The sequence below is a fragment of the Pantoea sp. ABR1s genome (assembly GCF_057812235.1).
The window spans coordinates 377,075-402,690 of record NZ_CM173823.1 but is presented as its reverse complement, the minus strand read 5'-3'; the positions used below and the strand labels follow the sequence as shown (position 1 = coordinate 402,690).

Below are 25,616 nucleotides of genomic sequence, written 5' to 3'. Positions count from 1 at the left end.
AACTGCTCAAACGACAACAGATGGGAAATTCCAGGTGAAGTTCGTAAAGTATTTATTGATCCTTGCAGTGTGTTGCATCCTGTTGGGAGCTGGCTCGATTTATGGTTTATACAAATACATAGAGCCACAGCTGCCCGACGTAAACACGCTGAAAGATGTGCGTCTGCAAACCCCTATGCAGGTTTACAGCGCCGACGGCGATCTGATCGCCCAGTATGGCGAAATGCGCCGTATTCCTTTGACTCTGCAGCAAGTGCCACCTGTGATGGTGAAAGCGTTTATTGCGACCGAAGATAGCCGTTTTTATGAGCACCATGGTGTTGATCCGGTGGGTATTTTCCGTGCGGCCAGCGTTGCGCTGGTCTCCGGTCACGCCTCACAGGGTGCCAGTACTATCACTCAGCAGCTGGCCCGTAACTTCTTCCTGAGCCCGGAACGCACCCTGATGCGTAAAATAAAGGAAGCGTTCCTGGCGATCCGCATTGAGCAGTTGCTGAACAAAGATGAAATCCTTGAGCTCTACCTGAATAAGATCTACCTCGGCTACCGTGCTTATGGCGTCGGCGCAGCCTCACAGGTCTATTTTGGTAAGCCGGTTGACCAGCTGTCGCTGAGTGAGATGGCGATGATTGCCGGTCTGCCGAAAGCCCCTTCCACCTTTAACCCGCTTTACTCGCCGAGTCGTGCCCTGTCGCGCCGCAACGTGGTGCTGGCGCGTATGCTGGATCAGCATTACATCACGCAGCAGCAGTATGATGAGGCGCGTAATACGCCGCTGGTCGCGAAGTATCACGGTCCGGAAATCGCTTTCTCTGCCCCCTATCTCAGCGAGATGGTGCGTCAGGAGATGGTGAAACGCTACGGTGAGAATGCCTACACCGATGGTTACAAGGTCTACACCACCGTGACCCGTCGCCTGCAGGAAGCCGCGCAGACCTCCGTTCGCAATAACGTCATGGCCTACGATATGCGTCATGGCTATCGCGGCCCGACCAGCGTGCTGTGGAAAGTGGGTGAACCGGCATGGGATCAGACGAAGATTGAAAAAGCGCTGAAGACGCTGCCGGTCTACGGTCCGCTCAATCCGGCAGTCGTAACGGAAGCGCGCAGCGATGAAGCGACCGTGATGCTGAAAGATGGCAGCAATGTGTCGCTGGCATTAGCCGGTGTGCGCTGGGCGCGTCCTTATAAGTCTGACACCGTGCAGGGCCCGACGCCGAAAAGCGTGACGCAGGTATTGCAGGCCGGCCAGCAGATCTGGGTGCGCAAGGTGGGTGATGAGTGGTGGCTGGGCCAGGTGCCGGATGTGAACTCGGCGCTGGTCTCGCTGGATCCGAATGATGGTGCGGTGCGCGCGCTGGTAGGCGGCTTTGCCTTTAACCAGAGCATGTTTAACCGTGCGACCCAGGCGCTGCGTCAGGTCGGCTCTAACATCAAGCCTTTCCTCTATACCGCCGCAATGGATCGCGGGCTGACGCTCGCCTCAATCCTTAACGATGTGCCGATTTCACGCTGGGATGCGGGTGCGGGTGCTGACTGGCGTCCCAAGAACTCACCGCCAACTTACGATGGTCCGATTCGTCTGCGTCAGGGTTTAGGCCAGTCGAAAAACGTGGTGATGGTGCGTGCGATGCGTGCGATGGGCGTGGATTACGCCGCTGAGTATCTGCAGCGCTTTGGTTTCCCGGCTCAGAACATTGTTCATACCGAATCGCTGGCATTAGGTGCGGCCTCGTTTACCCCGTTACAGGTGGTGCGCGGCTACTCCGTGATGGCGAATGGCGGCTTCCTGGTCGATCCTTACTTCATCACCCGGATTGAGAACGAACAGGGCGGCCTCGTATTTGAAGAGAAACCGAAGATCGCCTGCCCGCAGTGCAATCTGCCGGTGATCTATGGCGAGACCAAAAAAGCGCTGGCCCTGAATGAAGAGAGCGTCGAGAACGTTGCAGCCTCTAATAACAACCAGAATCAGGCCGTTCCTCAGCCTGAACTGGAGCAGGTTCCCGCTCAGGCACAACAGGGTGAGCAGCAATATGCACCCCACGTGATCAACACCCCGCTCACCTTCCTGATCAAGAGCGCGCTGAACAGTAACATCTTTGGCGAACCGGGCTGGATGGGAACCGGCTGGCGTGCCGGGCGTGACCTCAAGCGTAATGATATCGGCGGTAAAACCGGTACCACTAACAGCTCGAAAGATGCCTGGTTCTCGGGTTACGGCCCTGGCGTGGTCACCTCAGTCTGGATCGGCTTTGATGATGCGCGCCGCAATCTGGGCCGCAGCACGCTCTCCGGCGCCATTCCCGATCAGATTTCGGGCTATGAAGGCGGTGCGAAGAGCGCACAACCGGCATGGGATGAGTACATGAAGAGTGCGCTGGATGGCGTACCGGTGCAGCCGTTAACACCGCCGGATGGCGTGGTCACGGTGACGATCGATCGCAGCACCGGCAAGCTGGCAAATGGAGGGGGTAACACCCGTCAGGAGTACTTCATCAATGGCACCCAGCCAACCGAATATTCGGTTCATGATGTGGGTACCACCATTATGGATAACGGTGAGAGTCACGAGCTGTTCTGATGTGACCCACGAAACCGCACTGTAAAAAAGGCCGACGTCAGTCGGCCTTTTTTATTCAGTCACAGATGATATTCAGTAACTCAGCCGTCCCTGCTTCACCAGCCATTCGCGCGCCATAAACAGCGCACTGACATTACGTGCCTCGCGGAAATCGGGCTCATCCAGCAGCGACATCATATCGCTCAGCGGCCAGCGGTGGACAATCAGCGGCTCCGGCTCATCGCCTTCCAGCTTTTCAGCGTAGAGACCTTCCGCCACCACAATGTTCATTTTGCTGGAAAAGTAGGAGGGCGCCATGGTGAGTTTGCCCAGCGTTGTCAGTTGGTCAGCACCAAAACCGACCTCTTCTTTCAGTTCGCGAACTGCCGCTTCATTCACGGTTTCACCTGAATCGATCAGCCCCTTGGGGAAACCAAGCTCATAGGTTTCCAGTCCGACGGCATACTCCTGAATCAGGATCAGATGGTCATCAATAATCGGCACAATCATCACCGCTTCACGCTCTGAGGGCTTCATCCGCTCATAAACGCGATGCGCACCATTGCTGAAAGTCAGATCGACCGATTCAATGGTGAATAACCGTGAACGTGCCACGGCGGTGATATTGAGGATGTCAGGTTTTTTTGGAATTTTCATATCAGCCTCAAATTATTTTGCGCCGGCTATCTGGAGCGAATTAGCATACCTAACCACAGGCAATTGTGCGACAGTCAGACAATCACGTTATCGTTACACAGATTACATCGATTGAATAACAGCCTTTGGTTATCAGTTAAGACTAAATTTGCATTAGTCAATATGCTGCGATAAGTTTCAGATAATACCGATATTTAATCCAGTCTGAGCCGGTTACCATTCGGACAAGGCAGGGTTTAACAAATGCTAATCAGATATACGCTGGCACTATTTCATCGGGTGTCTGACTCCTCAGGGTTATATAATCTTCCGGAATGCCTCTTTTATAGTGAGCATAACCGAAAGCGAAAGTTTAAAGTGAAGGCAGCATTTTGGCTGAATTGAGCAGAGCATGAGCACAATCTTGATGATCCTGGCCATAGTGCTGACCTGTTCAATCCTGGCAGGCATTGGGTTCTGGTACGCTATGCGGCATCGTCCGCCGTTGGCGAAACCTCTGCCATTTATCAGTCCGCCATGCCGTAAACTCTCTGCTCAGGAGCGTGAGGCGGTTGATAAGTATGTCGCCGCGCTGGAAAAGCAGCCCCGTACTACGGTGACGACCGATAAGCGCAGCGCGTCCGAACGACTGACGCTGACGGCACAAAGCAACAATGTCTACCCCGTTACCCGTGCGATTACCCGCTACGGACTCTCCACGGACGATCCCCATAAATGGCGCTACTACCTTGATGAAGTTGAAGTTCATCTGCCGCCGCTGTGGGAACAGTACATCGCCGACGAAAACTACGTTGAGTTAATCCGCACCCAATCTATTCCGCTGGTGATCTCGCTGAACGGCCACTCGCTGGTGGATTACGCCGTGGATCAGCAATCGCTGCCGACGCTGATGCGTCCGGTGTCGACCAACGCCTCTATCCGCAAAGCGGAAACGGAAAACGTCGAACTGCTGCAGGTGCGCAAAGAGACGCCGGAAGAGTATCGTCTGTCGCGGCCAGATGGCACGCGTGAAGCGGTGATCATCTCTCTTGCCTTCTTACTCTTCTTCTTCAGCCTGTTAGTCCCCGCAACGCTGATGATCTGGCTGGTGCTGACGGGTGCAGTCATGATTGCCGCCAGCCTGTGGCTGCTCTACCGCATTCCGGGTGAGCGCGGCCTGCGTGACATACACTGCCTGCGCGGCGCGCCAAAGCGCTGGGGCCTGTTCAGCGAATCGAACCAGGAGCAGAGCAATATCACACTGGGGATTATTGACCTCGCCTATCCACCACACTGGCAGCCTTATGTCGCGCACGATCTCGGACAGGTGACGGATGTGGAGATCTACCTTAACCGTCAGGTGGTGCGTCAGGGGCGCTTCCTGTCGCTGCAGGATGAAGTCAAAAACTTCCCTATTCAGCGCTGGCGGAAAAACGTGGTGCTGGCCTGTGGTTCACTGATGGTGCTGACCATGCTGGTCACCTGGATCCCGCTCGGCATGCCGATCAAGCTCAGTCTGGCCTGGGCCAGGGGCACCGACAGCCTGGAGGTCAGCAGCGTCGATAAACTCAGCAGCGTGCCCCTGAATATTGGCGACAACCTCAAAGTGAGCGGTACCGGCATGTGTTCGGTGCCGGACAACTATCAGAGCAACCGAAGTTACGCCTTCATGCCGTTCGACTGCTCGGCGGTCTACTGGAATAACGCCACGCCATTGCCGCAGCCACAATCGGACATTATTGATAAAGCCGCTGCTCTGCTGGAGACCACCACAAAGCAGCTGCATCCGGAAACCAATACCGATCCTAAACTGAATCCGCAGCTGGCCTCCGCGATTCAGAAGTCCGGCATGATCCTGCTGGATGACTTCTCCGATCTGGTGATGAAAACGCAGGATCTCTGTAATCAGCCACAGGATTGTATGCGCCTGAAAAATGCGCTGGTGAACCTGGGCAATGCCAAAGACTGGGAAGCGCTGATGCGTCGCGCAGATTCCGGCCAGCTAAACGGCATGAATGTGCTGCTGCGGCCGGTCAGTGCCGAAGCCCTGGAAAACCTGGTCAATACCGCCACCTCGACCTTCTTTTTCCGCGAAACCCGTCGTGCGGCAGAAAATCTTAACAGCCCGCCGCCAGGGGGGTTCCTGATCGTCAGCGACGAGGGTCGCCAGCTGGTGAATCAGCCTCAGCCAACCGTGTCGCTGTTTGATCTCGATCCGCCCTCTCAGTGGCGCGAACTGCAACGTATCTCCGCCATGCTGCTGCATACGCCTTTCAGCGCCAGCGGCATCATCACCAGCATTTCAACAGATGCCAACGGCACGCGTCACATCGTGCTGCATAATGAACCGGATGCCATGGCGCAGTGGCGCTATCTCGGCACCGTATTGCTGCTGCTGGTGCTGTTAACCTGCGGTGTAATCAATGGGTTACTGGCGCTGCGCCGTATGCACCTTAATCGCCAGCGCATGATCGATATCCAGCACTATTATGACAAGTGCTTCAATCATAACCTCGGCACTTTGCAGAGCGTGCGCCCGATATTCTGAGCCCTGCCCTTCTGTGCTACCCTGTCGCCCGGTTTTTTTACAGGGTGAAACATCCGCATGCTCAACTGGTCTGAGATTGATACCGTGCTGCTCGACATGGATGGCACGCTGCTGGATTTGGCGTTTGATCGCCACTTCTGGCTGGAGCATGTGCCTGAACAACTCAGTCAGCAACGCGGCATCACCCGGGCGGAAGCCGAAGCGATCATCGCGGAAAAGTATCAGGCCGTCGCCCATACGCTAAACTGGTATTGTCTGGATTACTGGGCAGAAGCGCTTGCGCTGGACATCCGTGCCATGACCTGGGCGATGCGCAGCCGCATTGCGCTGCGTGACGATACGCTGCCTTTTTTGCAGGCTCTGCGCCGCGCGGGCAAGTCCACTATCCTGCTGACCAACGCGCATCCTTACAATCTGGACGTCAAACTGGCGCAGACAGGTTTAGCGCCGCACCTTGATTTATTACTTTCCACCCATACCTTTGGGTATCCGAAAGAAGACCAACGTTTATGGAAGGCGGTACAACAGCACACCGGCATTTCTGCGCCGCGCACGCTGTTTATCGATGATAGCGAAGTGATTCTGGATGCTGCGACGTCATGGGGCATCGGCGAGTGCTTAGGCGTAAAGAACCCCGATTCGGGTCGTCCTGAGCAAATCTTTCAGCGTCATCGCGCCACCGGCGACTACCGGACGCTGATCTGAGTCAGGAGCAGCAATGAAGAAAGAGAAAAGCAGCGAAGAGGTACGCCTCGACAAGTGGCTGTGGGCCGCGCGCTTTTACAAAACCCGGGCGATTGCGCGGGAGATGATTGAAGGCGGCAAAGTGCATTACAACGGCCAGCGCAGCAAACCCGGCAAGGTGGTAGAGCTGAATGCGGAACTGACACTGCGTCAGGGCAACGATGAACGCACCGTGGTGGTGGCGGACATCAGCGCTCAGCGCCGTCCCGCCAGCGAGGCCCAGCAGCTCTATCGCGAAACCCATGCCAGCATTGAAAAACGCGAAAAAATGGCGCAGGCGCGCAAAATGAATGCGCTGACTATGCCCCATCCCGATCGGCGACCTGACAAAAAAGAGCGTCGCGATTTGATGAAGTTTAAATTATCGGGCGATGAATAACGCCGTCTTAGCTGACGCGCCATCGCCCCGTACCAGTGAGAGAAAAAATATGTCAGCCCAGGATCAACTGCACCGTTATCTGTTTGAAAATGCCGCCGTGCGCGGCGAGCTGGTGAACGTCTCTGACACCTGGCGTGAAACCGTAAAGAACCATGACTATCCGGCACCGGTTAAAACGCTGCTGGGTGAGATGCTGGTCGCCACCAGCCTGCTGACTGCCACGCTGAAGTTTGATGGCGAAATCACCGTGCAATTGCAGGGTGACGGTCCGCTGTCGCTGGCGGTGATCAACGGCAACAACAACCAGGAACTGCGCGGCGTAGCGCGTATCAAAGGCGACATCCCGGACGACAGTACTCTGAAAAGCATGGTGGGCAATGGCTATCTGGTAATCACCATTTCCCCTGAAAAGGGCGAACGTTATCAGGGTGTGGTGGGACTGGAAGGTGAAACCCTGGCGGAGTGCCTGGAAGATTACTTCATGCGCTCAGAGCAGCTGCCAACGCGGCTGTTTATCCGCACCAGCGACAAAGGCGCCGCGGGTATTCTGCTGCAGGTGATGCCTGCGCAGGATACGGAGAAAGAGGTTTTCGACCATCTGGCAACGCTGACCGAAACCATTAAAACGGAAGAGCTGATCGATCTGCCTGCGAATGAAGCGCTGTGGCGTCTCTACCATCAGGAAGAGGTCACCCTCTACGATCCGCAGCCGGTGATCTACAAATGCACCTGCTCGCGTGAGCGCTGTGGCGAAGTACTGACCACGCTGCCGCAGGAAGAGGTGGATGAGATCATCGCGGAAGATGGCAAAATCGACATGCACTGCGACTATTGCGGCTCAAACTACGTGTTTGACGCCGTCGATATCGCCGGTATTCGCAGCCACTCCCTAGAGAATAATAACCAGCTTCACTGATTTATCGGGCGGCTTCTGCCGCCCCTTCCCCGCCGCCCATGCCTATCCCCATAATTTTTCAGACAAATTATCTTTTTTTACTTTCATAACATCTTTTAAACGTTCGAAACATAGCCTTAACGCGCCCTGAGTCGCATTTTTAGATCACTGCCCTTTTTCCCTTAACGCAGAAGAGTAAACTGCGCGCGATCGTGCAAACGCCCGGAAGTCAGAGGCAGATGCCCTGAATTGCCCGGTGATCTTTGCAGGCTGTCGTGACGAAGCGCAGTCGACTGTCAGTGATTTGCCGCACCCGATACAACAGCCGGTGGCACGATCCCAACCTATCTCTGCTTTGCAGAACAGACACCGATTTAAGGAGCAGTAAAATGCGCGTTAACGGCCTGACCTCGCAAGACCTTGCCGCTTTGGGCATCGTGGATACCACGGAAGTGGTTTACAACCCTGATTACGACACGCTTTTTCAGGAAGAGACGCGCCCGGACCTCGAAGGTTTTGCTCGTGGCACCCTGACGCAGAGCGGCGCGATTGCAGTAGACACCGGGATTTTCACCGGGCGATCGCCAAAGGATAAGTACATTGTGCGTGACGACACCACGCGCGATACCCTGTGGTGGAACGACCAGGGCACCGGCAAAAACGACAATCAGCCCCTGTCGCAGGAGACCTGGAACGCGCTGAAAAGCTGCGTCACCCGCCAGCTTTCCGGCAAGCGCCTGTTTGTGGTGGATGCGTTCTGTGGTGCCAATGCCGATTCCCGTCTGAGCGTACGTTTTGTCACCGAAGTGGCCTGGCAGGCACACTTCGTGAAGAACATGTTCATCCAGCCTGACGACGCTGAACTGGCCGAATTCACTCCCGACTTTGTGGTGATGAACGGCGCCAAATGCACCAATCCAGACTGGCAGGCGCAGGGTCTTCACTCTGAAAACTTTGTCGCCTTCAATCTGACTGAACGCATGCAGCTGATTGGCGGAACCTGGTACGGCGGCGAGATGAAGAAAGGTCTGTTCGCCATCATGAACTACCTGCTGCCGCTGAAAGGCATCGCCTCAATGCACTGCTCTGCAAACGTGGGTAAAGCGGGCGATGTGGCGGTCTTCTTTGGCCTCTCGGGCACCGGTAAAACCACACTTTCTACCGATCCTGACCGCCAGCTGATCGGTGACGATGAGCACGGCTGGGACGATGATGGCGTGTTTAACTTCGAGGGCGGTTGTTACGCCAAAACCATCAACCTCTCTGAGCAGGCTGAGCCGGAGATCTACCGCGCCATTCGCCGCAATGCGCTGCTGGAAAATGTGGTGGTCCGCGAAGATGGCAGCGTCGATTACGACGACGGCAGCAAAACCGAAAACACCCGCGTCTCCTATCCGATCAATCACATCGACAATATCGTGCAGCCGGTCTCAAAAGCGGGCCACGCGAAGAAAGTGATTTTCCTGACCGCCGATGCGTTTGGCGTGCTGCCGCCGGTTTCACGTCTGACGCCGGAGCAAACGCAGTATCATTTCCTGTCAGGTTTCACCGCCAAGCTGGCGGGGACCGAGCGTGGCGTCACTGAGCCGACCCCCACCTTCTCCGCCTGTTTCGGCGCGGCGTTCCTGATGCTGCATCCGACGCAGTATGCGGAAGTGCTGGTGAAACGGATGGAGGCGTCCGGTGCGCAGGCTTATCTGGTCAATACCGGCTGGAACGGCAGCGGCAAACGCATCTCACTGAAGAATACCCGCGCCATTATCAATGCCATTCTGGCGGGTGAGCTGGATGATGCGCCGATGGAAACGCTGCCGATCTTTAATCTGCAGATGCCGGTTACGCTGGGCGAACTGGATAGTGATACGCTCGATCCGCGTCGTAGCTGGGAGAGTGAGGAGAAGTGGACCGCCGCCGCCGAAGGTCTGGCGCAGCGCTTTATTGATAACTTCGACAAGTACACGGATAACGCCGCAGGTGCTGCGCTGGTGAAAGCTGGCCCGCAACGCTAAAAGAAGCGGCGCGGCAATGAAACTGCCGCGCCGTTTTTATCATCCCGACACGCTGTTGCTGCCGTTGTTGTGGCTCAGCGCCATGCTTTCCACTAACGGCAACCAGGCACGAATGCGTAAACCGCCGCGTTCGCTCTCGCCAATCTCCAGCGAGCCCTGATGGGCATCAATGATACGCTGCACGATCGCCAGGCCCAGACCGGTACCGCTGGTGCTGCGGGCGCTGTCACCGCGCACAAAGGGCTGGAACAGATGCGCCAGCTGATCCGGCTTGATGCCAGGTCCATCATCTTCCACCTGGAACCAGGCACGATGCAGTTCCCGTCCGCTGCTGACCCTGATCCAGCCATTACCGTATCGCGCGGCATTGACCACCAGGTTAGCCAGTGCCCGTTTAATCGACAGCGGGTTGATATCCAGCATTAACTCTTCCGGCATCACCGCATTTTCGATCTCACGTTCATAGCCGCTTTCAGCGGCCACCACTTCGCCCAGCACACTGTTAAGGTCGGCGCGCTCAGTCTGCATCTCCTGACCGGTACGCAGGTAGTCGATGAACTGTTCGATAATGGCGTTGCACTCTTCGATATCTTTATTAATCGATTCGGCCAGGTAGCCATCCTGCTCGCTCATCATCTCGGTGGCGAGACGAATACGGGTCAGCGGCGTTCGCAAATCGTGGCTGACGCCCGCCATTAAGAGCGTGCGGTCATCCGCCAGTTGCTTCACCCCGGCCGCCATCTGGTTAAAGGCGCGGGTCACCGATCGCACTTCTGACGCGCCATACTCGCGCAGCGGCGGCGGAATAATCCCGCGCCCGACCTGCAGAGCGGCGTGCTCCAGATCCACCAGCGGGCGGTTCTGGATGCGGATAAACAGCCAGGCACCGCCAATCGCCAGCAGCATAATCGCCAGGGTGTAGCGGAACAGCGGCGAGAAGTCGCCCTGATGAATCTCAGTCAGCGGCACCCGTACCCAGATATCGGGCGACAGCCAGGTTTTCAGCCAGACGACGGGCGAGTTTTTGTTAACCTCAACCCGCACATCGGTGGGACCGCCAAGCTGCTGGCCCATCTGCTCGCTCAGGAATTCATAGTGCTGCGCCCATCGTAATCCGCTCTCCTCTGCTGCTGCATTGGTGTAGAGCGAGATCCCCAGTTCGCGGTAGATTTCCCGGCGAAACGCCGGTGGCACTTCCAGCTGCGTGCCATCTTCCAGCTGCAACCGGTCGGTCATCAGCATACGAACTTCGTAAGCGAGCACCTTATTGAACTGTTGCAGGCTGGGAAGAATGGCGAAGTTCAGCACCACCAGATAGGTCGTTACCAGGCTGACAAACAGCAGGGTAACGATCAGCAGCAGGGTGCGGGCAAACGAACTGCGAGGCGAGAAGCGCAGTCGCTTCATGCTTTACTGCCGTCCGGCACAAAGACGTAGCCCAGACCCCAGACGGTCTGGATATAACGCGGATGCGCAGGATCCTCTTCCACCATGCGACGCAGGCGGGAGATCTGGACGTCAATCGAACGTTCCATGGCGCTGTATTCACGACCACGCGCCAGGTTCATCAGCTTATCGCGAGACAGCGGCTCACGCGGGTGGCTGACCAGTGCTTTCAGCACCGCAAACTCACCGCTGGTCAGCGGCATCGGCTCATCTTCACGGAACATCTCGCGGGTGCCGAGGTTAAGTTTGAACTTACCAAAGGCGATGATCGCCTCTTCCTGCGAAGGCGCGCCTGGCAGTTCATTAGCCTGACGGCGCAGCACCGCACGGATGCGCGCCAGCAGCTCACGCGGGTTAAAGGGTTTAGGAATATAGTCGTCAGCGCCGATCTCCAGCCCCACGATACGATCCACCTCTTCGCCCTTGGCTGTCACCATAATAATCGGCATCGGGTTGCTCTGACTGCGCAGACGACGGCAGATAGAGAGACCATCCTCGCCTGGCAACATCAGGTCGAGCACCATCAGATGAAAGGATTCACGGGTTAACAGACGGTCCATCTGCTCGGCATTAGCGACACTGCGCACCTGAAAGCCCTGCTCGGTGAGATAGCGTTCAAGCAGTGCACGCAGACGCATATCATCATCGACGACCAGAATTTTGTAGTTCTCTTGCATTTTCAACTCCCAAAGGCGCTATTGCCTGAGCCAACATTGTTAAAAAAAGATGCCTTATAGTGACAGTCATTAATGGTTTATATTCTAGCCAAAATTGTTACAAAGCATATTAAACAGGAGCTTATATTTGATTTAAGGCGATTTCGGGTCAGTTTTAACGCGTCTGGCGCTGCCCGGCCCCTGTTACGGCAAATCTGAAAAAACGGCTCTGTTTCTCTGAATCGCTGGCGTCAGAAGCGGGCCAGTTTTTATTCGATGAACGAATTCAGCAGGTTAGCAGACAATTTGACTTAATGATCAGCCATCATTGTGGATAAGCTCCAGATAATCTACCTCAACAGCAGTCAGGCAGCATAATATTCCAGCAAACCTGCGTAACGCCCCACTCTCCTCTCGGATTAGTTTCAGCGGTGCCACCAGCAAGACCAGTTGAAATTAAAGTCCGTTAAATCAATCAGTAAAGCCAACTTTTCGCCTTCTCCGTTTTCAACCAGACTGCTCAGGCAACATTCGATGTCTCAACGGGGATTACACACAATGAAAAAAACAATTTTACTGCTGAGCGCGCTGGCATTAAGCAGCGTCACTCCAGCTTATGCTGCCACAGCCACCGGTGAAGCAGCTGGCGCAGCGGCAACCACCACAGCACAAGGTAACTCTAACGCCATCGGTGTTGGCGCAGTCGCCGCCCTGCTGGGCGTTGCGCTGGCCACCATGGGCGGCGGCGGCGGTGACGGTCACAGCACCGGTACATCGACCACCACGGCGACTCACGCCGGTAAATAAATATCACGACTTCTTTTACAGCTTCAGATTACTGGCTTCAGATTGTTGTTCAGCACCAACCCTTTCGCCGCCGGGGAAGTCAACGTGGGTTTTTAGCCTTTAAAAACCCTTTCCCCGCCCTTTTTTGCCGCGCCCCCTTTGTCTTACACTGTTCCTCTTTGGATCTCTCTGGCCGGTATAGCATGAAAACCCGACTCATTACCCGCGAAGGCTTCGATAAGCTGAAAGCAGAACTCGACTATCTCTGGCGTGAAGAGCGACCGGAAGTGACAAAAAAAGTCACCTGGGCTGCCAGTCTTGGCGATCGCAGTGAAAATGCCGATTATCAGTACAACAAAAAACGGCTGCGTGAAATCGACCGTCGCGTTCGCTATCTGACCAAAAATCTTGAACAGCTGCGTATCGTTGACTATTCACCCCAGCAGGATGGCAAAGTCTTCTTTGGCGCCTGGGTGGAAATTGAAAACGATGAGGGCGACCTCAAACGCTTCCGCATTGTGGGCTACGATGAGATTTTTGGCCGCAAAGATTACATCTCCATCGACTCGCCCATGGCGCGGGCGCTGCTGAAAAAAGAGGTCGGCGATGCCGCCACCGTCGAGACGCCAGTGGGGCCGGCACTGTGGTATATCAACGCGATTGACTACCCGCAATAACCCTTCAGATTATCGCTGAAAGCCGCCCGCGTCTCTGGCAATTTTAACCATCAATCCGTATAACTGTCGGCTATTTCTCAACCCGGAAAGCAAGACAATCCTGATGATGAAAGTTCTGAGCCAGATAATTGCCAGTGAGCTCCAGGCGCGTCCAGAGCAAGTTGACGCCGCCGTTCGCCTGCTGGATGAAGGGAATACCGTGCCGTTTATCGCACGCTATCGTAAAGAGGTCACCGGCGGGCTGGATGATACCCAGTTGCGCCAGCTGGAAACCCGCCTCAGCTATCTGCGTGAACTTGAAGAGCGACGCCAGTCGATTCTGAAGTCGATTGACGATCAGGGGAAACTCACTGACGACCTCGCCCGCGCGATCAACACCACCCTCAGCAAAACCGAGCTTGAAGACCTCTACCTGCCCTACAAACAGAAACGCCGGACGCGTGGACAGATCGCTATCGAAGCGGGTCTGGAGCCGCTGGCGGAGACGCTGTGGCAGGAGCCGTCTCACATTCCTGAGCAGCTTGCCGAACAGTATGTCGATGCCGACAAAGGCGTCGCCGACGTCCGTGCCGCGCTGGATGGTGCCCGCTACATTCTGATGGAGCGTTTCGCTGAAGATGCCGCGCTGCTGGCGAAGGTGCGTAATTACCTGTGGAAAAATGCCCATCTGGTGTCACGCGTGGTGGAAGGCAAAGAGGAAGCGGGCGCGAAGTTCCGCGACTACTTTGATCACCATGAAGCGCTGAGCGGCGTGCCGTCGCACCGTGCGCTGGCGATGCTGCGTGGCCGCAACGAAGGCGTGCTGCAACTGTCGCTGAATGCCGATCCACAGTTTGATGAAGCACCGCGTGAAAGCCACGGCGAAACGCTGATTGCTGAGCACCTGAACCTGCGCCTGAATAACGCTCCTGCCGACAGCTGGCGTAAAGCGGTGGTGAGCTGGACGTGGCGCATCAAGGTGATGCTGCATCTGGAAACGGAGCTGATGGGCACGGTGCGCGAACGCGCAGAAGATGAAGCGATTAACGTCTTTGCCCGCAACCTGCACGATCTGCTGATGGCCGCTCCCGCCGGTATGCGCGCCACCATGGGGCTGGACCCAGGCCTGCGCACCGGTGTCAAAGTGGCGGTGGTCGATGCCACCGGCAAGGTCGTCGCGACCGATACCGTCTATCCGCATACCGGCCAGACCGCGAAAGCCGCGGCCGCCGTAGCGGCACTCTGCATTAAGCATCAGGTTGAGCTGGTGGCGATTGGCAACGGCACCGCTTCACGTGAAACTGAGCGCTTCTTCCTGGATCTGCAGCAGCAGTTCCCGCAGGTCACGGCGCAAAAAGTGATTGTCAGTGAAGCTGGCGCATCTGTCTATTCGGCCTCTGAACTGGCGGCGCTGGAGTTCCCGGATCTCGATGTTTCGCTGCGCGGCGCGGTGTCGATTGCCCGACGTTTGCAGGATCCGCTGGCTGAGCTGGTGAAAATCGACCCGAAATCGATCGGTGTGGGTCAGTATCAGCATGACGTCAGTCAGAGCCAGCTGGCGAAGAAACTCGACGCGGTAGTGGAAGATTGCGTGAACGCCGTCGGCGTTGACCTCAACACCGCCTCGGTGCCGCTGCTGACCCGCGTGGCGGGCCTGACGCGCATGATGGCGCAGAATATTGTCGGCTGGCGTGATGAGCATGGCCGCTTCCAGAACCGTCAGCAGTTGCTGAAAGTGAGCCGTCTTGGGCCAAAAGCCTTTGAGCAGTGTGCGGGCTTCCTGCGCATCAACCATGGCGATAACCCGCTGGATGCCTCGACTGTGCATCCGGAAGCCTACCCGGTGGTGGAGCGCATCCTGGCCGCCACCGAGCAGGCACTGAGCGATCTGATGGGCAACGCAGGCAGCCTGCGTAATCTCAGCGCCCGCGATTTCATTGATGAACGTTTTGGTCTGCCGACCGTCACCGACATCATGAAAGAGCTTGAGAAGCCGGGCCGCGATCCGCGTCCTGAGTTTAAAACTGCACAGTTCGCTGAAGGCGTAGAGACGCTGAACGATCTGACGCCGGGCATGATCCTCGAAGGTGCCGTCACTAACGTGACCAACTTCGGTGCATTTGTGGATATCGGCGTGCATCAGGATGGCCTGGTGCATATCTCTTCGCTCTCCGATCGCTTCGTGGAAGATCCGCATCAGGTGGTGAAAGCGGGCGATATCGTCAAAGTGAAAGTGATGGAGGTCGATCTCCAGCGCAAGCGTATTGCCCTGACCATGCGTCTTGATGAGCAGCCAGGCGAAGGCAATGCCCGTGGTGGCGCGAAGAACGCTGCTCCGCGCGAGGAGAAACGTCAGAACACCGCGAAAGGTCGTCCGCGTCCGGTCAGCTCGTCAGCAGGTAACAGTGCGATGGGTGATGCGCTGGCTGCGGCTTTCGGTAAAAAACGCTAAGCTTTTCAGGGGGCCACTGCCTGGCCCCCTCTTCACACCCTTCTCCCCGGTTGAAAATCCCCGCCATCGCGCTACGCTAAAAAGACGCCTGTCATAAAAACAACACCTGCTGTGGCACCCAATTCACGATGGAAACGATCACCGTTCTGATTGATAAGATTTATGCTGGCACATTTCCGGAGGCGACCTTTGCGCGCCTGCTGGCTGACATCGCCACCGCCCGCGAGGCCATTAAGCTGCCGCGCAAGGCACACTGGGATGAGCAGGATGTGGTGCTGATCACCTATGCCGATCAGTTTCGCGAAGCCGATAAACCCACGCTCAGCACCTTTTCCCGGTTCTATCAGCAGCACCTGCAATCCACGTTTCCGCTGGTTCACCTGCTGCCCTTTTTCCCCTGGTCGTCCGATGACGGCTTTTCGGTGATTGATTACCATCAGGTCGATCCGCTGTGCGGCGACTGGCAGGACATTGCGCGGCTGCATCAGGAAACCCGGCTGATGTTCGATTTTGTCTGCAACCATATGTCGGCACACAGCGCCTGGTTCAGCCACTTCCTGGCGCAGGATCCCGGCTGGGACGATTTCTTTATCAGTATGCCGCCCGCCACCGATCTCAGCGCCGTGACGCGTCCGCGCACCTCGCCGCTGCTGACGCCGTTTAAAATGGCGGATGGCGAAACCCGCTTTATCTGGACCACTTTCAGCGCTGACCAGATCGACCTCAACTTTGCCAATCCTGAGGTGCTGCTGCGCATGGTCAATGTGCTGCTCGACTACCTGAAACGCGGCGCTGACTATGTGCGTCTTGATGCGGTCGGCTATATGTGGAAAACGCCCGGCACGCGCTGTATTCATCTGGAAAAGACCCATCAGCTGGTGAAGCTGTTTCGCGCTATTGCCGACCAGGTTGCGCCAGGCACGGTGATTATCACCGAGACCAACGTGCCGCATCAGGACAACATCAGCTATCTGGGCAACGGGCACGATGAGGCGCAGATGGTCTATCAGTTTTCACTGCCGCCGCTGGTACTGCATGCGATTCACACCGGCTCGGCGCGCGCACTGCGGCAGTGGGCGAGCGCTCTGGATCTCAGCAGCAACGACACCACCTTTTTCAACTTTCTGGCGTCACACGACGGCATCGGCCTTAATCCGGCGCGCGGCATTTTGTCTGAAGTAGAGATTTTGGCGCTGGTGCGCGATCTGGCGCTGGAAGGCGCGCTGGTCTCCTATAAAAACAACCCTGACGGCACCACCAGCCCCTATGAAATCAACGTCACCTATCTGGATGCGCTCAACCGTGAAGATGACGATGACGCCACGCGGCTGAAACGTTTTTTGCTGGCCCATGCGATTCTGCTGGTCTTTCCCGGCGTGCCTGCCATCTATATCCAGAGCATTCTGGGTGGTCGTAACCATTACGATGGCGTGCGCGCCGCCGGACACAACCGGGCGATTAATCGGCAGAAGTATGATTTACAGCAGATAGAAGCGGATCTGGCGGGCGGTAACTGGCTGCGCCAGCAGGTCTATACCCGGCTCGGGCAACTGATTCAGCTGCGTCGTCGTCAGCCTGCGTTTCACCCGGATAATCCGATGACGCTTTATGAGAGCGAAAACGCCGTGCTGGTGCTCAGACGTCATCAGCCAGAAAGCGGCGACGGGCTGCTGTGCGTGTTTAATCTCAGTGGACGGTCAGTGGAGACGCAATTACCGGTGGCGCATACGTTGCAGGATGTGGTGAGCGGAGAGAAAATTGATGGCACCCAGCCGGTCAAGCTGGATGCCTGGCAGTTCATGTGGCTACGTTAATTACTTGTAGACTTCAGCCGTTGCGCTGAATTTACCGTGTTCGCGGCCTGCGATCACGCGGTAATATTTACCGCCCTTTTCGTCAGCGAGCTTCGACAACACTTTCTTAGCATCCATTGGCGAGGTGGTTTCCGCCGTGGTGTTAACGTTGCCGATCTTTTGCAGGTTCATTGTTTTAACTTCTTCCTGGGTGACTTCTTTCGCTGCCATCGCAGAAAATGAAATCGCGCCCATCATCATTGAAGCCACAACCCATTTAAAAACCTTCATTATGTTTACCCTCATTCATGATCCATTGTGAGATGTAAGCAGCCGCTAAACGCGTAAGGCAGTATGGAACGGCATAGTCATTTCCATGACTAATCACATAAAATTGCAACGGCCTCGCTCACAGAGAGAAGTATTGCTGCTGTCTGCGATTTTGCCAGTTCAAAGCGTCATTATCACGGCAGATTACTGATAAAATTAACAATATGTTGGCAAAAGCGCTCAGGATGGGAAATAAAAGGCGCATGTGCGGCTTTTTCGATAACCACTGAAGGCGATGCTGGCAACATCTCATCTATCTCCGCCGCAATCCGGCGCGGCACCAGTCCATCTAACGCGCCATAGAGTCGCAGGAACGGCAGCGTAATCTGCGGTAACGCGTCGCGCAGATCGACCTGGCGCAGAATATCCAGTCCGCCATCCAGCACCGCCACCTCCGGCATCGGCTGCGACAGCACCACCTCTTTCAGCTGCCGCGCATCGGCGCGAGCCGTTTCGGTACCCAGCGTCTGCAGCGCCAGAAAGCGCTCCACCGTGCGCTGGAAATCGTTGCTGAGCATCTGCTGAAAGTTCTGCAGCGTCTCCGGTTTAATGCCGGGCCAGCTCTCTGTGGCGGTGAAACAGGGCGACGAGGCAACGGTGATCAGTGCAGCCAGTTTTTCTGGCGCACTCAGCGCCAGCTGCGTCGCCACCAGTCCGCCCAGCGACCAGCCCACCACAATCGACTGCGGTGGCAGCGCAGGCAGCAATTGCGCTGCCATCTGCTCCAGCGTCAGCGCACCGAAATGCTGGCTGCGGCCATAGCCGGGCAGATCGACCAGATGCAGGCGATAATGCGCGCTGAGTCGCGGAATGATGCTTTGCCAGACTTCGGCATTCAGTCCCCATCCGTGCAGCAGCACAAGATCGCGTTTTCCTTCTCCGCAGGTGTGCCAGTAGAGCGACGTCATCAGTTACTATCCCGAAAATGATAAGGAGGTCGCTATGCTAGCAATGCCCGCCCTGTGTTGGCTATGCCGGATGCCGTTGCGGATAGCCCGGCACGGCATCTGCAGCTTATGTCTGCGCGGATTACCGCCGTTACCGCTGCTCTGTCCACGCTGCGGATTGCCGGCAGGTTCAGCAAAGGTCGCCTGCGGCCGCTGCCAGCTTAAACCGCCCGCCTGGCAGGCGCTGGTCTGCGTCAATGACTATTGTCCGCCGTTCAGCCAGTGGGTTAACCAGCTTAAATTTTCTCACATAACCGCACTCAGGGTGATGCTGGCGCGGCTGCTTTTGCTAAGCTGGCTTAATGTTTACCGGCGTGGCAGTGTGCCGCGTCCCGATCTGCTGCTGCCGGTTCCGCTGCATCGGCGACGACGCTGGCAGCGTGGCTTTAATCAGACGGTACTGCTGGCCGCACCGCTGGCGCACTGGCTGGGATGTGAATGGCGCGAAGGTCTTTCCCGCAAGCGCGGGGGCGCATTACAGCATCAGCTCAGCGCCCGCCAGCGCCGCACCAACTTACGGGGTGCTTTCTGCCTTGAAATGGTGGTGCAGGGACGCCATATCGCTCTGCTGGATGACGTCATTACCACCGGCAGTACGGTAGATGAAATCAGCCGCCTGTTAATGGCCCAGGGTGCCGCCAGCGTGCAGGTCTGGTGCCTGTGCCGTACCTTGTAGAGCGTCTTTGATGGGCGTATTATAACCAACTAAATTAGTCAACTATTGAGCAATCGACATGATCCGAATTACTGACTCTGCCCAGGAACATTTTTCTAAACTGCTATCCAAACAAGAAGATGGCACCCAGATTCGCGTATTCGTGATTAACCCGGGTACGCCAACAGCCGAGTGTGGCGTCTCTTACTGTCCGCCCGATGCCGTTGAAGCTACTGACACCGAACTGAAGTTCGAAAAGCTCTCTGCTTACGTTGATGAACTGAGCAAGCCGTATCTGGAAGATGCTGAAATTGACTTCGTTACCGACAATCTTGGTTCACAGCTGACGCTGAAAGCGCCGAATGCCAAAATGCGTAAAGTCTCTGATGATGCGCCAATGGTTGAGCGCGTTGAGTATCTGCTTCAGGCGCAGATCAACCCACAGCTGGCCGGCCATGGCGGTCGCGTGTCGCTGATGGAGATCACCGATGAGGGCTACGCCATTCTGCAGTTTGGCGGCGGCTGTAACGGCTGTTCGATGATCGACGTGACCCTGAAAGATGGTATCGAGAAAGAGCTGCTGGCCGCCTTCCCGGAACTCAAAGGCGTGCGGGATATTACTGAGCATCAGCGCGGTGAACACTCGTTCTACTGATGATTAAGCGCGGCAGCCTGGCTGCCGCGCTTCTGTTATTGCCCTTTCTGTCCTGACTGACGCTGCTGGCTGACCACCTTCAGCAGTGCATTCACTTCTTTGTCCGCAAAGATCTCCTCCAGCGTTTTGCTCAGCTTGCGTCGCCAGTTAGGGTACTGATCCACCGTGCCCGGGACGTTGACCGGCGTGGTCATGCCAAGCCAGTCCTCAGGCTGCAGGCCAAGCAGCGCACTGTCGGTATCCGCCAGGAAGCGATGTATTGCCCGATTCAGCGCAGGCGTCATGGTGAGCTTCTCTGCCTTCTTCTGGCTGCGTGCCGGTAAGGCGCCCGCCTGATGAAGCGCATCCAGCAGCGCCTGCTTCTGCGCGGCGCGCTGCTGATGTAACGCTTTCACCGCATCGCCCGGATAGAGGCCAATCTTCTCACCCAGCGCCAGGTCGCCCTGCTCCCAGAAGCCGGTCAGCGTAGGCAGATCATGCGTGCTGGCGCTGGCGATAGACTGGCGCGGATAGTCCTGCGGCGCGCGATAGCGCTCATCCTTCTCCTGCTCAAACCAGAGCACCTTCCATGAAAAGACGCCACTTTTACGCAGCAGGCTGACAATCTCCTGGGGTACGGTGCCCAGGTCTTCGCCAATCACCATGCAGCGCAGCCGGTGGCTCTCCAGCGCCAGGATGCCCAGCAGATCGTTGACCGGATAGGCCACATAGGCGCCTTTATCCGCCGTTTCCCCGGCAGGCACCCACCACAGACGCAGCAGCGACATCACGTGATCGATGCGCAACGCGCCGCAGTCGCGCATATTGGCGCGCAGCATGTCGATAAATGGCTGGTAGCCGCGCGCCTTCATTACATGCGGATCCATCGGCGGTAAGCCCCAATTTTGTCCCAGCGGACCGAGACGGTCAGGCGGCGCACCTACCGAGGCCTTGAGGCGGTAAAGCTCCGGGTCGTGCCAGGTTTCCGCGCTGCCTTCCGCCACGCCCACTGCCAGGTCACGATAGAGTCCGACGCTCATGCCCAGCGCCTGACTGTGCGTCCAGCAGCCAGAGAACTGCTGCTGCGCCAGCCATTGCAGCCATTGCCAGAAGGCGATCTCCTCTTCATGCTGTGCACACCACTGCTGCACCTCCGGCAACTGGCTGTTGCGCCACCCTTCCGGCCACGCAGGCCAGCCGCCCTGCTGCGCCTTATCTGCCCGCCGCTCCAGCTGTATGCCGTCGTAGGCGGCCTGATAACGCAGGCTGTCGCCGCCTTCACGCACAAAGGCCGCCCAGGATTGATGCTCTTCGCTCTGGCTGTCTCGCGTCTGAAAGTGTGCCCAGGCGTGCCGCAGCGCAGCGAGCTTAAGCGCCATTACGGCCTCGTAGTCAACCAGCTCCGCCTCACGCGCTTTGGTCAGCGCCTTCCGGGTTCTGGCGCTTTTCCACCACTTCTGTGCCGCCGCGCTTTGCTGAAAATCGGCCACCTGACTGACGTCGATATAGATTACGTTCAGCCAGCGGCGCGACGACGGGCTGTACGGACTGGCGAAACCGGCGCTGGCGGGATAGAGCGCATGCAGCGGATTCAGCCCGACGAAATCGCCACCGCGTTCAGCCAGTTGCACCAGCAGCTGGTCGAGATCGCCGAAGTCGCCGATGCCCCAGTTCTGTTCAGAGCGCACGGTGTAGAGCTGCACCAGCGCACCCCAGCGTTTTTCCCCCGCTTCCAGCGCCGGAGGCAGATAGCAGCGGCGCGGCGCGACGATAATCCGCGTCTGCCAGCTTTTTTTGCCCTTACTGAGTGTGAGCTGGTGGTACCCCTGCGCCAGCGGGCCAGGCAGTGTAAAAGGCTCACTGGCGGTTAACTCGCCGCTGTGCTGTTTGCCGTTTTCAGTCTGCAACTGCCAGCGGTAAACGCCGCTGCCCTGTGGCGTCAGCTGTCGCTTGCCACTGCCGCTGAACACCGCGACCGGCGGCAGCGGCGATTTTTTTGCGTCCTGCGGATCATCCATCACCGCCAGCAGCGCCTGCAGGGTCTCATCGCTGATCGCCTCTTTCTCGCCATTGACGTTGATGTAGTCCAGTGAAATTCCCGCGGCACGGGCGGCCTGACCGAGTGAATGTTGCTTCATTGCTGCTCCTTAGCGCGGTGCCTGCCAGATACGTTGCTGATAGTCACGAATTGACCGGTCCGAACTGAACATGCCGGTTCGTGCCGTATTGAGGATGGCGGCGCGGGTCCAGCCTTCCGGGTCGCGCCACAGGGCTTCCACCCGTTGCTGCGCCTCGATATAGGCTTGGAAATCGGCCAGCACCAGCCAGGGATCGCCATGTTTCGTCAGGCTCTCCAGCATCAGGTCAAACGCATGTTTATCCCCGTTGCTGAATTTGCCCTTCTCCAGCGATTTCAGTAGATCGTCCAGCGGCTTGTTCTGCTTACGCACCTTTTTCGGGTTATAGCCTTTCGCCTTAAGCGCTTTGACCTCATCCACGGTGTGACCGAAGATAAAGATATTCTCCTCACCCACCTGTTCGGCAATCTCGACATTGGCGCCATCCAGCGTGCCAATCGTCAGCGCACCGTTCAATGCCAGCTTCATGTTGCCGGTGCCGGAGGCTTCATACCCGGCGGTGGAGATCTGCTCTGAGAGATCGGCCGCCGGGATCATCAGTTCGGCCACGGTGATGCGGTAGTCCGGGATAAACACCACTTTAAGTCGGTCGCCGACCCGTGGATCGTTGTTCACCACCTCCGCCACCTTGTTAATGGCGTAAATGATATTTTTGGCGAGGTAATAACCCGGCGCGGCTTTGGCCCCGAACAGGAACACCCGTGGCGTAAAGGTGACATCCTCCGGGTTATGACAGATTTTCTGATAGCAGTAGAGGATATGCAGCAGGCTGAGGTGCTGGCGCTTGTACTCATGCAGCCGTTTGATCTGCACATCGAACAGCGCGGCCGGGTTCACGATAATCCCCGTGTGGCGGGCGATATACTCCGTAAGCTGCGCTTTGTTCTGCTGTTTGATGCTGCGATAGCGCTGACGAAACGCCTGATCGTCGGCATACGCCTCCAGACCGCTTAACGCCTCAAGGTTATTGGCCCACTCGGTTTTCAGCGTCTCATCAATCAGCCCGGCCAGCGCCGGATTACACTGCTTCAGCCAGCGGCGCGGCGTGATGCCGTTGGTGACGTTGTGGAATTTCTGCGGCCAGAGCTGGTGATATTCCGGGAAAAGATCGCTGACCACCAGGCTTGAGTGCAGCGCCGCCACGCCGTTGACCGCAAACCCGCTGACGACGCAGAGATTCGCCATCCGCACCTGACCGTCAGCGACCACCGCCAGCTTGTGCCACATCGCTTTGTCATCCGGCCAGCGCTGCTTCACCTGCTTTTTCAGCCGCTGGTTGATCTCTTTGATGATCAGCATATGGCGCGGCAGCAGGCTGCGCATCAGCTTCTCATCCCAGCGCTCCAGCGCCTCCGGCATCAGCGTGTGATTGGTGTAAGCAAACAACCGGCTGGTGATCTGCCACGCCTCATCCCAGCTCAGCTGATGCTCATCCAGCAGCACGCGCAGCATCTCCGGGATGGCGATGGTGGGATGCGTATCGTTGAGCTGAATCACTTCAAAGTCAGGCAGGCTGTGAATGCTGCGTCCCGCCAGATGGTGACGACGCAGGATATCCGCCACCGCACAGGCGCACTGGAAATATTGCTGCATCAGGCGCAGCCGCTTGCCGGCCTGATGGTTGTCATTGGGATAGAGCACTTTGGTCAGTTTTGCCGCCTCGATGCCCGGCTGCTCCGCCTGCAGAAAATTGCCGTCGTTAAACGCCGTAAGATTAAACGGATGCGCACTCACTGCCTGCCACAGACGCAGCGGCAGCGTCACGCCGTTGCGGTAGCCGCTCACCGGCAAATCCCAGGCCTCGCCGCGCAGCGTAAAATCGGGCAGCCAGCGTACACCGCCGTTTTCCTGCTTTTCTACCCGGCCCCCCATCGCCACCTCAACATCCAGCGCCGCGTTGTGGCGGAACCAGGGATAGCGCTCACGCTGCCAGTCATCGGGCGCTTCAATCTGCTGACCATCATCGAAAGACTGGCGGAACAGGCCATACTGGTAGTTCAGTCCGTGGCCGGTGGCGGACTGCCCCACCGTTGCCATCGAATCCATGTAGCAGGCGGCCAGTCGTCCCAGCCCGCCGTTACCCAGCGCCGGATCGACCTCCTGCTCCAGCAGTTCCGTTAAATCGAACTCGTGCTCGGCCAGCGCCGCTTTGACGTCGTTATACCAGCCGAGATTGAGCAGGTTGTTGCCGGTCAGACGGCCAATCAGAAACTCCATCGAGAGGTAATTAACGTGACGCTGCTGCACAGCCGGACGCGGTGCCGGTTGTGCGTCCAGTAGCTCCGCCAGCGCCGCGCTGACCGCCTGCCACGCCTGGTGCGGGGTCATCTGCTGGGCGGAACGGAGACTTAACTGTTGCCACTGGCGGGTAAAGGCGGCATTAAAACGGGCTTTATTAAATTTTTGCTGCGGCATATCACTCCCTTCTGTTACGCAATGAGGTGAAGCAAAAATAGAAAGCGCACGGGCTGGCAACCGGGTGCCAGCAACCGTTAAGTAAAGACGGGAGTGAGGAAAAAAGCGACAGCAATCAAAGAAAAACGCCAGCCGGGAGGCTGGCGTGGCAGGAATCAGCAGAGTTCGAGGTGAACCTCATGCTGCTCAATCACCTTCATTACGCTGGCAGGCGGCGTTTTGTCGGTGTAGAGGTAGTCAAGCAGACTCATGTTGCCGAGGTTGACCATGGCGTTACGGCCAAACTTCGAATGATCCACCACCAACATCACGCAGCGTGAATTTTCAATGATGGCACGCTTGGTGCGGACTTCGTGATAGTCAAACTCCAGCAGCGAACCATCCATATCGATGCCGCTGATCCCCAGAATGCCGTAGTCGAGACGGAACTGAGAAATAAAGTCGAGCGTCGCTTCACCCATTACCGCGCCATCACGGGTCCGCACTTCACCACCCGCGATAATGACCCGGAAATCGGGTTTATCCATCAGCAGCATGGCGACGTTAAGGTTATTGGTGACCACGCGCAAATCGCTATGGTTGAGCAGCGCATGCGCCACCGCTTCCGGCGTGGTGCCGATATCGATAAACAGCGTGGCACCATCCGGGATCTGGCTGGCCACGCGCTGGGCAATCCGCGCTTTTTCCGCTGACCACATCATTTTACGGTCGTGCCAGGCGGTATTCTCAGAGCTGGAGGGAAGCGCCGCGCCGCCGTGGTGACGCTGAATTTTGTTCTGATCGGCCAGATCGTTGAGATCGCGACGAATGGTTTGCGGGCTGACCTCAAAATGATCCACCAGCTCCTCAGTACTGACATATCCCTGACGACGGACTAAATCGATAATCGCGTCATGACGTTGCGTCTGCTTCACGTTCCTCTCCTGTTAACCCG

General features: G+C 57.0%; 20 protein-coding genes. 12 read left to right on the top strand and 8 right to left on the bottom strand.

Annotation, left to right across the window (positions count from 1 at the left end; all coding sequences use genetic code 11):
- The first annotated feature begins 34 nt into the window (after positions 1-34).
- Positions 35-2,584 carry a peptidoglycan glycosyltransferase/peptidoglycan DD-transpeptidase MrcA gene (mrcA, locus tag ACXKZD_RS01840; protein ID WP_022624040.1) on the top strand — a complete coding sequence of 850 codons (2,550 nt, stop codon included), beginning with the start codon at positions 35-37 and terminating at the stop codon, positions 2,582-2,584.
- Between the two features lie 72 nt (positions 2,585-2,656).
- Here mrcA and nudE read toward each other — a convergent pair whose 3' ends face one another.
- Positions 2,657-3,220, bottom strand: coding sequence for an ADP compounds hydrolase NudE (gene nudE, locus ACXKZD_RS01835; RefSeq protein ID WP_010253151.1), 564 nt, complete (start codon positions 3,218-3,220; stop codon positions 2,657-2,659).
- A gap of 391 nt (positions 3,221-3,611) precedes the next feature.
- Between nudE and ACXKZD_RS01830 the strand changes: the two genes are divergently transcribed.
- The 5 genes from ACXKZD_RS01830 (at position 3,612) to pckA (ending at position 9,774) form a co-directional block, all read left to right on the top strand.
- The gene (locus ACXKZD_RS01830) at positions 3,612-5,747 is read left to right on the top strand and encodes an intracellular growth attenuator family protein (protein WP_033773015.1); all 2,136 of its coding nucleotides are present in this window, start codon (positions 3,612-3,614) and stop codon (positions 5,745-5,747) included.
- 57 nt (positions 5,748-5,804) lie between these two features.
- On the top strand, positions 5,805-6,452 hold the full coding sequence (gene yrfG, locus ACXKZD_RS01825; protein ID WP_050680348.1) for a GMP/IMP nucleotidase: 648 nt from the start codon (positions 5,805-5,807) through the stop codon (positions 6,450-6,452).
- Between the two features lie 13 nt (positions 6,453-6,465).
- Complete coding sequence (gene hslR / locus ACXKZD_RS01820) at positions 6,466-6,870, top strand: ribosome-associated heat shock protein Hsp15 (RefSeq protein WP_061704346.1); 405 nt, start codon at positions 6,466-6,468, stop codon at positions 6,868-6,870.
- 49 nt (positions 6,871-6,919) lie between these two features.
- Positions 6,920-7,786: an Hsp33 family molecular chaperone HslO gene (gene hslO / locus ACXKZD_RS01815; RefSeq protein WP_010671560.1), complete on the top strand. Its 867-nt coding sequence runs from the start codon at positions 6,920-6,922 to the stop codon at positions 7,784-7,786.
- A 368-nt stretch (positions 7,787-8,154) separates the two neighbouring features.
- Complete coding sequence (gene pckA / locus ACXKZD_RS01810) at positions 8,155-9,774, top strand: phosphoenolpyruvate carboxykinase (ATP) (protein WP_010253165.1); 1,620 nt, start codon at positions 8,155-8,157, stop codon at positions 9,772-9,774.
- A gap of 39 nt (positions 9,775-9,813) precedes the next feature.
- Here pckA and envZ read toward each other — a convergent pair whose 3' ends face one another.
- Both envZ and ompR read right to left on the bottom strand, forming a co-directional pair.
- Positions 9,814-11,181: a two-component system sensor histidine kinase EnvZ gene (gene envZ, locus ACXKZD_RS01805; RefSeq protein WP_010253168.1), complete on the bottom strand. Its 1,368-nt coding sequence runs from the start codon at positions 11,179-11,181 to the stop codon at positions 9,814-9,816.
- On the bottom strand, positions 11,178-11,897 hold the full coding sequence (ompR, locus tag ACXKZD_RS01800) for an osmolarity response regulator transcription factor OmpR (protein ID WP_003853014.1): 720 nt from the start codon (positions 11,895-11,897) through the stop codon (positions 11,178-11,180). The genes envZ and ompR overlap by 4 nt, the downstream gene beginning before the upstream one ends.
- A gap of 537 nt (positions 11,898-12,434) precedes the next feature.
- Between ompR and yjbE the strand changes: the two genes are divergently transcribed.
- The 4 genes from yjbE (at position 12,435) to ACXKZD_RS01780 (ending at position 17,584) form a co-directional block, all read left to right on the top strand.
- On the top strand, positions 12,435-12,683 hold the full coding sequence (yjbE, locus tag ACXKZD_RS01795) for an exopolysaccharide production protein YjbE (RefSeq protein ID WP_010253177.1): 249 nt from the start codon (positions 12,435-12,437) through the stop codon (positions 12,681-12,683).
- A gap of 182 nt (positions 12,684-12,865) precedes the next feature.
- Positions 12,866-13,339 carry a transcription elongation factor GreB gene (gene greB, locus ACXKZD_RS01790; protein WP_488981834.1) on the top strand — a complete coding sequence of 158 codons (474 nt, stop codon included), beginning with the start codon at positions 12,866-12,868 and terminating at the stop codon, positions 13,337-13,339.
- 103 nt (positions 13,340-13,442) lie between these two features.
- Entirely contained in the window at positions 13,443-15,770 is a 2,328-nt protein-coding gene (locus tag ACXKZD_RS01785; protein WP_033759014.1) for a Tex family protein, read from the top strand.
- A gap of 128 nt (positions 15,771-15,898) precedes the next feature.
- Entirely contained in the window at positions 15,899-17,584 is a 1,686-nt protein-coding gene (locus ACXKZD_RS01780; RefSeq protein ID WP_488981833.1) for an alpha-amylase family glycosyl hydrolase, read from the top strand.
- On the opposite strand, the gene ACXKZD_RS01775 is transcribed toward ACXKZD_RS01780, so the two are convergent.
- Together ACXKZD_RS01775 and bioH are read right to left on the bottom strand one after the other, a co-directional pair.
- Positions 17,585-17,854, bottom strand: coding sequence for a YdgH/BhsA/McbA-like domain containing protein (locus ACXKZD_RS01775; RefSeq protein ID WP_010671554.1), 270 nt, complete (start codon positions 17,852-17,854; stop codon positions 17,585-17,587).
- Positions 17,855-18,027: 173 nt separating this feature from the next.
- Entirely contained in the window at positions 18,028-18,801 is a 774-nt protein-coding gene (gene bioH / locus ACXKZD_RS01770; protein WP_050680523.1) for a pimeloyl-ACP methyl ester esterase BioH, read from the bottom strand.
- A gap of 34 nt (positions 18,802-18,835) precedes the next feature.
- Between bioH and gntX the strand changes: the two genes are divergently transcribed.
- A complete protein-coding gene (gntX, locus tag ACXKZD_RS01765) occupies positions 18,836-19,516 on the top strand; it encodes a DNA utilization protein GntX (protein ID WP_022624032.1) in 681 nt (226 codons plus the stop codon).
- A 58-nt stretch (positions 19,517-19,574) separates the two neighbouring features.
- A complete protein-coding gene (nfuA, locus tag ACXKZD_RS01760; protein WP_010253194.1) occupies positions 19,575-20,150 on the top strand; it encodes a Fe-S biogenesis protein NfuA in 576 nt (191 codons plus the stop codon).
- Between the two features lie 35 nt (positions 20,151-20,185).
- On the opposite strand, the gene malQ is transcribed toward nfuA, so the two are convergent.
- The 3 genes from malQ to ACXKZD_RS01745 all read right to left on the bottom strand — a co-directional run bounded on the left by malQ (position 20,186) and on the right by ACXKZD_RS01745 (position 25,596).
- Positions 20,186-22,267 (bottom strand): 4-alpha-glucanotransferase, encoded by a 2,082-nt coding sequence (gene malQ, locus ACXKZD_RS01755; protein WP_488981832.1) that lies wholly within the window; start codon positions 22,265-22,267, stop codon positions 20,186-20,188.
- A gap of 9 nt (positions 22,268-22,276) precedes the next feature.
- The gene (gene malP, locus ACXKZD_RS01750; RefSeq protein WP_488981831.1) at positions 22,277-24,682 is read right to left on the bottom strand and encodes a maltodextrin phosphorylase; all 2,406 of its coding nucleotides are present in this window, start codon (positions 24,680-24,682) and stop codon (positions 22,277-22,279) included.
- A gap of 155 nt (positions 24,683-24,837) precedes the next feature.
- Positions 24,838-25,596: a DeoR/GlpR family transcriptional regulator gene (locus ACXKZD_RS01745; RefSeq protein WP_010253201.1), complete on the bottom strand. Its 759-nt coding sequence runs from the start codon at positions 25,594-25,596 to the stop codon at positions 24,838-24,840.
- Between the last annotated feature and the right edge of the window lie 20 nt (positions 25,597-25,616).

Bases quoted from the DNA above. Each gene is read 5' to 3' on its own strand.
- ACXKZD_RS01775 (WP_010671554.1), bottom strand. From the start codon at position 17,854: ATGAAGGTTTTTAAATGGGTTGTGGCTTCAATGATGATGGGCGCGATT.
- greB (WP_488981834.1), top strand. From the start codon at position 12,866: ATGAAAACCCGACTCATTACCCGCGAAGGCTTCGATAAGCTGAAAGCA.
- hslO (WP_010671560.1), top strand. From the start codon at position 6,920: ATGTCAGCCCAGGATCAACTGCACCGTTATCTGTTTGAAAATGCCGCC.
- pckA (WP_010253165.1), top strand. From the start codon at position 8,155: ATGCGCGTTAACGGCCTGACCTCGCAAGACCTTGCCGCTTTGGGCATC.
- gntX (WP_022624032.1), top strand. From the start codon at position 18,836: ATGCTAGCAATGCCCGCCCTGTGTTGGCTATGCCGGATGCCGTTGCGG.
- nfuA (WP_010253194.1), top strand. From the start codon at position 19,575: ATGATCCGAATTACTGACTCTGCCCAGGAACATTTTTCTAAACTGCTA.
- malQ (WP_488981832.1), bottom strand. From the start codon at position 22,267: ATGAAGCAACATTCACTCGGTCAGGCCGCCCGTGCCGCGGGAATTTCA.
- ACXKZD_RS01830 (WP_033773015.1), top strand. From the start codon at position 3,612: ATGAGCACAATCTTGATGATCCTGGCCATAGTGCTGACCTGTTCAATC.
- malP (WP_488981831.1), bottom strand. From the start codon at position 24,682: ATGCCGCAGCAAAAATTTAATAAAGCCCGTTTTAATGCCGCCTTTACC.
- nudE (WP_010253151.1), bottom strand. From the start codon at position 3,220: ATGAAAATTCCAAAAAAACCTGACATCCTCAATATCACCGCCGTGGCA.
- ACXKZD_RS01780 (WP_488981833.1), top strand. From the start codon at position 15,899: ATGGAAACGATCACCGTTCTGATTGATAAGATTTATGCTGGCACATTT.
- bioH (WP_050680523.1), bottom strand. From the start codon at position 18,801: ATGACGTCGCTCTACTGGCACACCTGCGGAGAAGGAAAACGCGATCTT.
- ACXKZD_RS01785 (WP_033759014.1), top strand. From the start codon at position 13,443: ATGATGAAAGTTCTGAGCCAGATAATTGCCAGTGAGCTCCAGGCGCGT.
- hslR (WP_061704346.1), top strand. From the start codon at position 6,466: ATGAAGAAAGAGAAAAGCAGCGAAGAGGTACGCCTCGACAAGTGGCTG.
- yrfG (WP_050680348.1), top strand. From the start codon at position 5,805: ATGCTCAACTGGTCTGAGATTGATACCGTGCTGCTCGACATGGATGGC.
- yjbE (WP_010253177.1), top strand. From the start codon at position 12,435: ATGAAAAAAACAATTTTACTGCTGAGCGCGCTGGCATTAAGCAGCGTC.
- ompR (WP_003853014.1), bottom strand. From the start codon at position 11,897: ATGCAAGAGAACTACAAAATTCTGGTCGTCGATGATGATATGCGTCTG.
- envZ (WP_010253168.1), bottom strand. From the start codon at position 11,181: ATGAAGCGACTGCGCTTCTCGCCTCGCAGTTCGTTTGCCCGCACCCTG.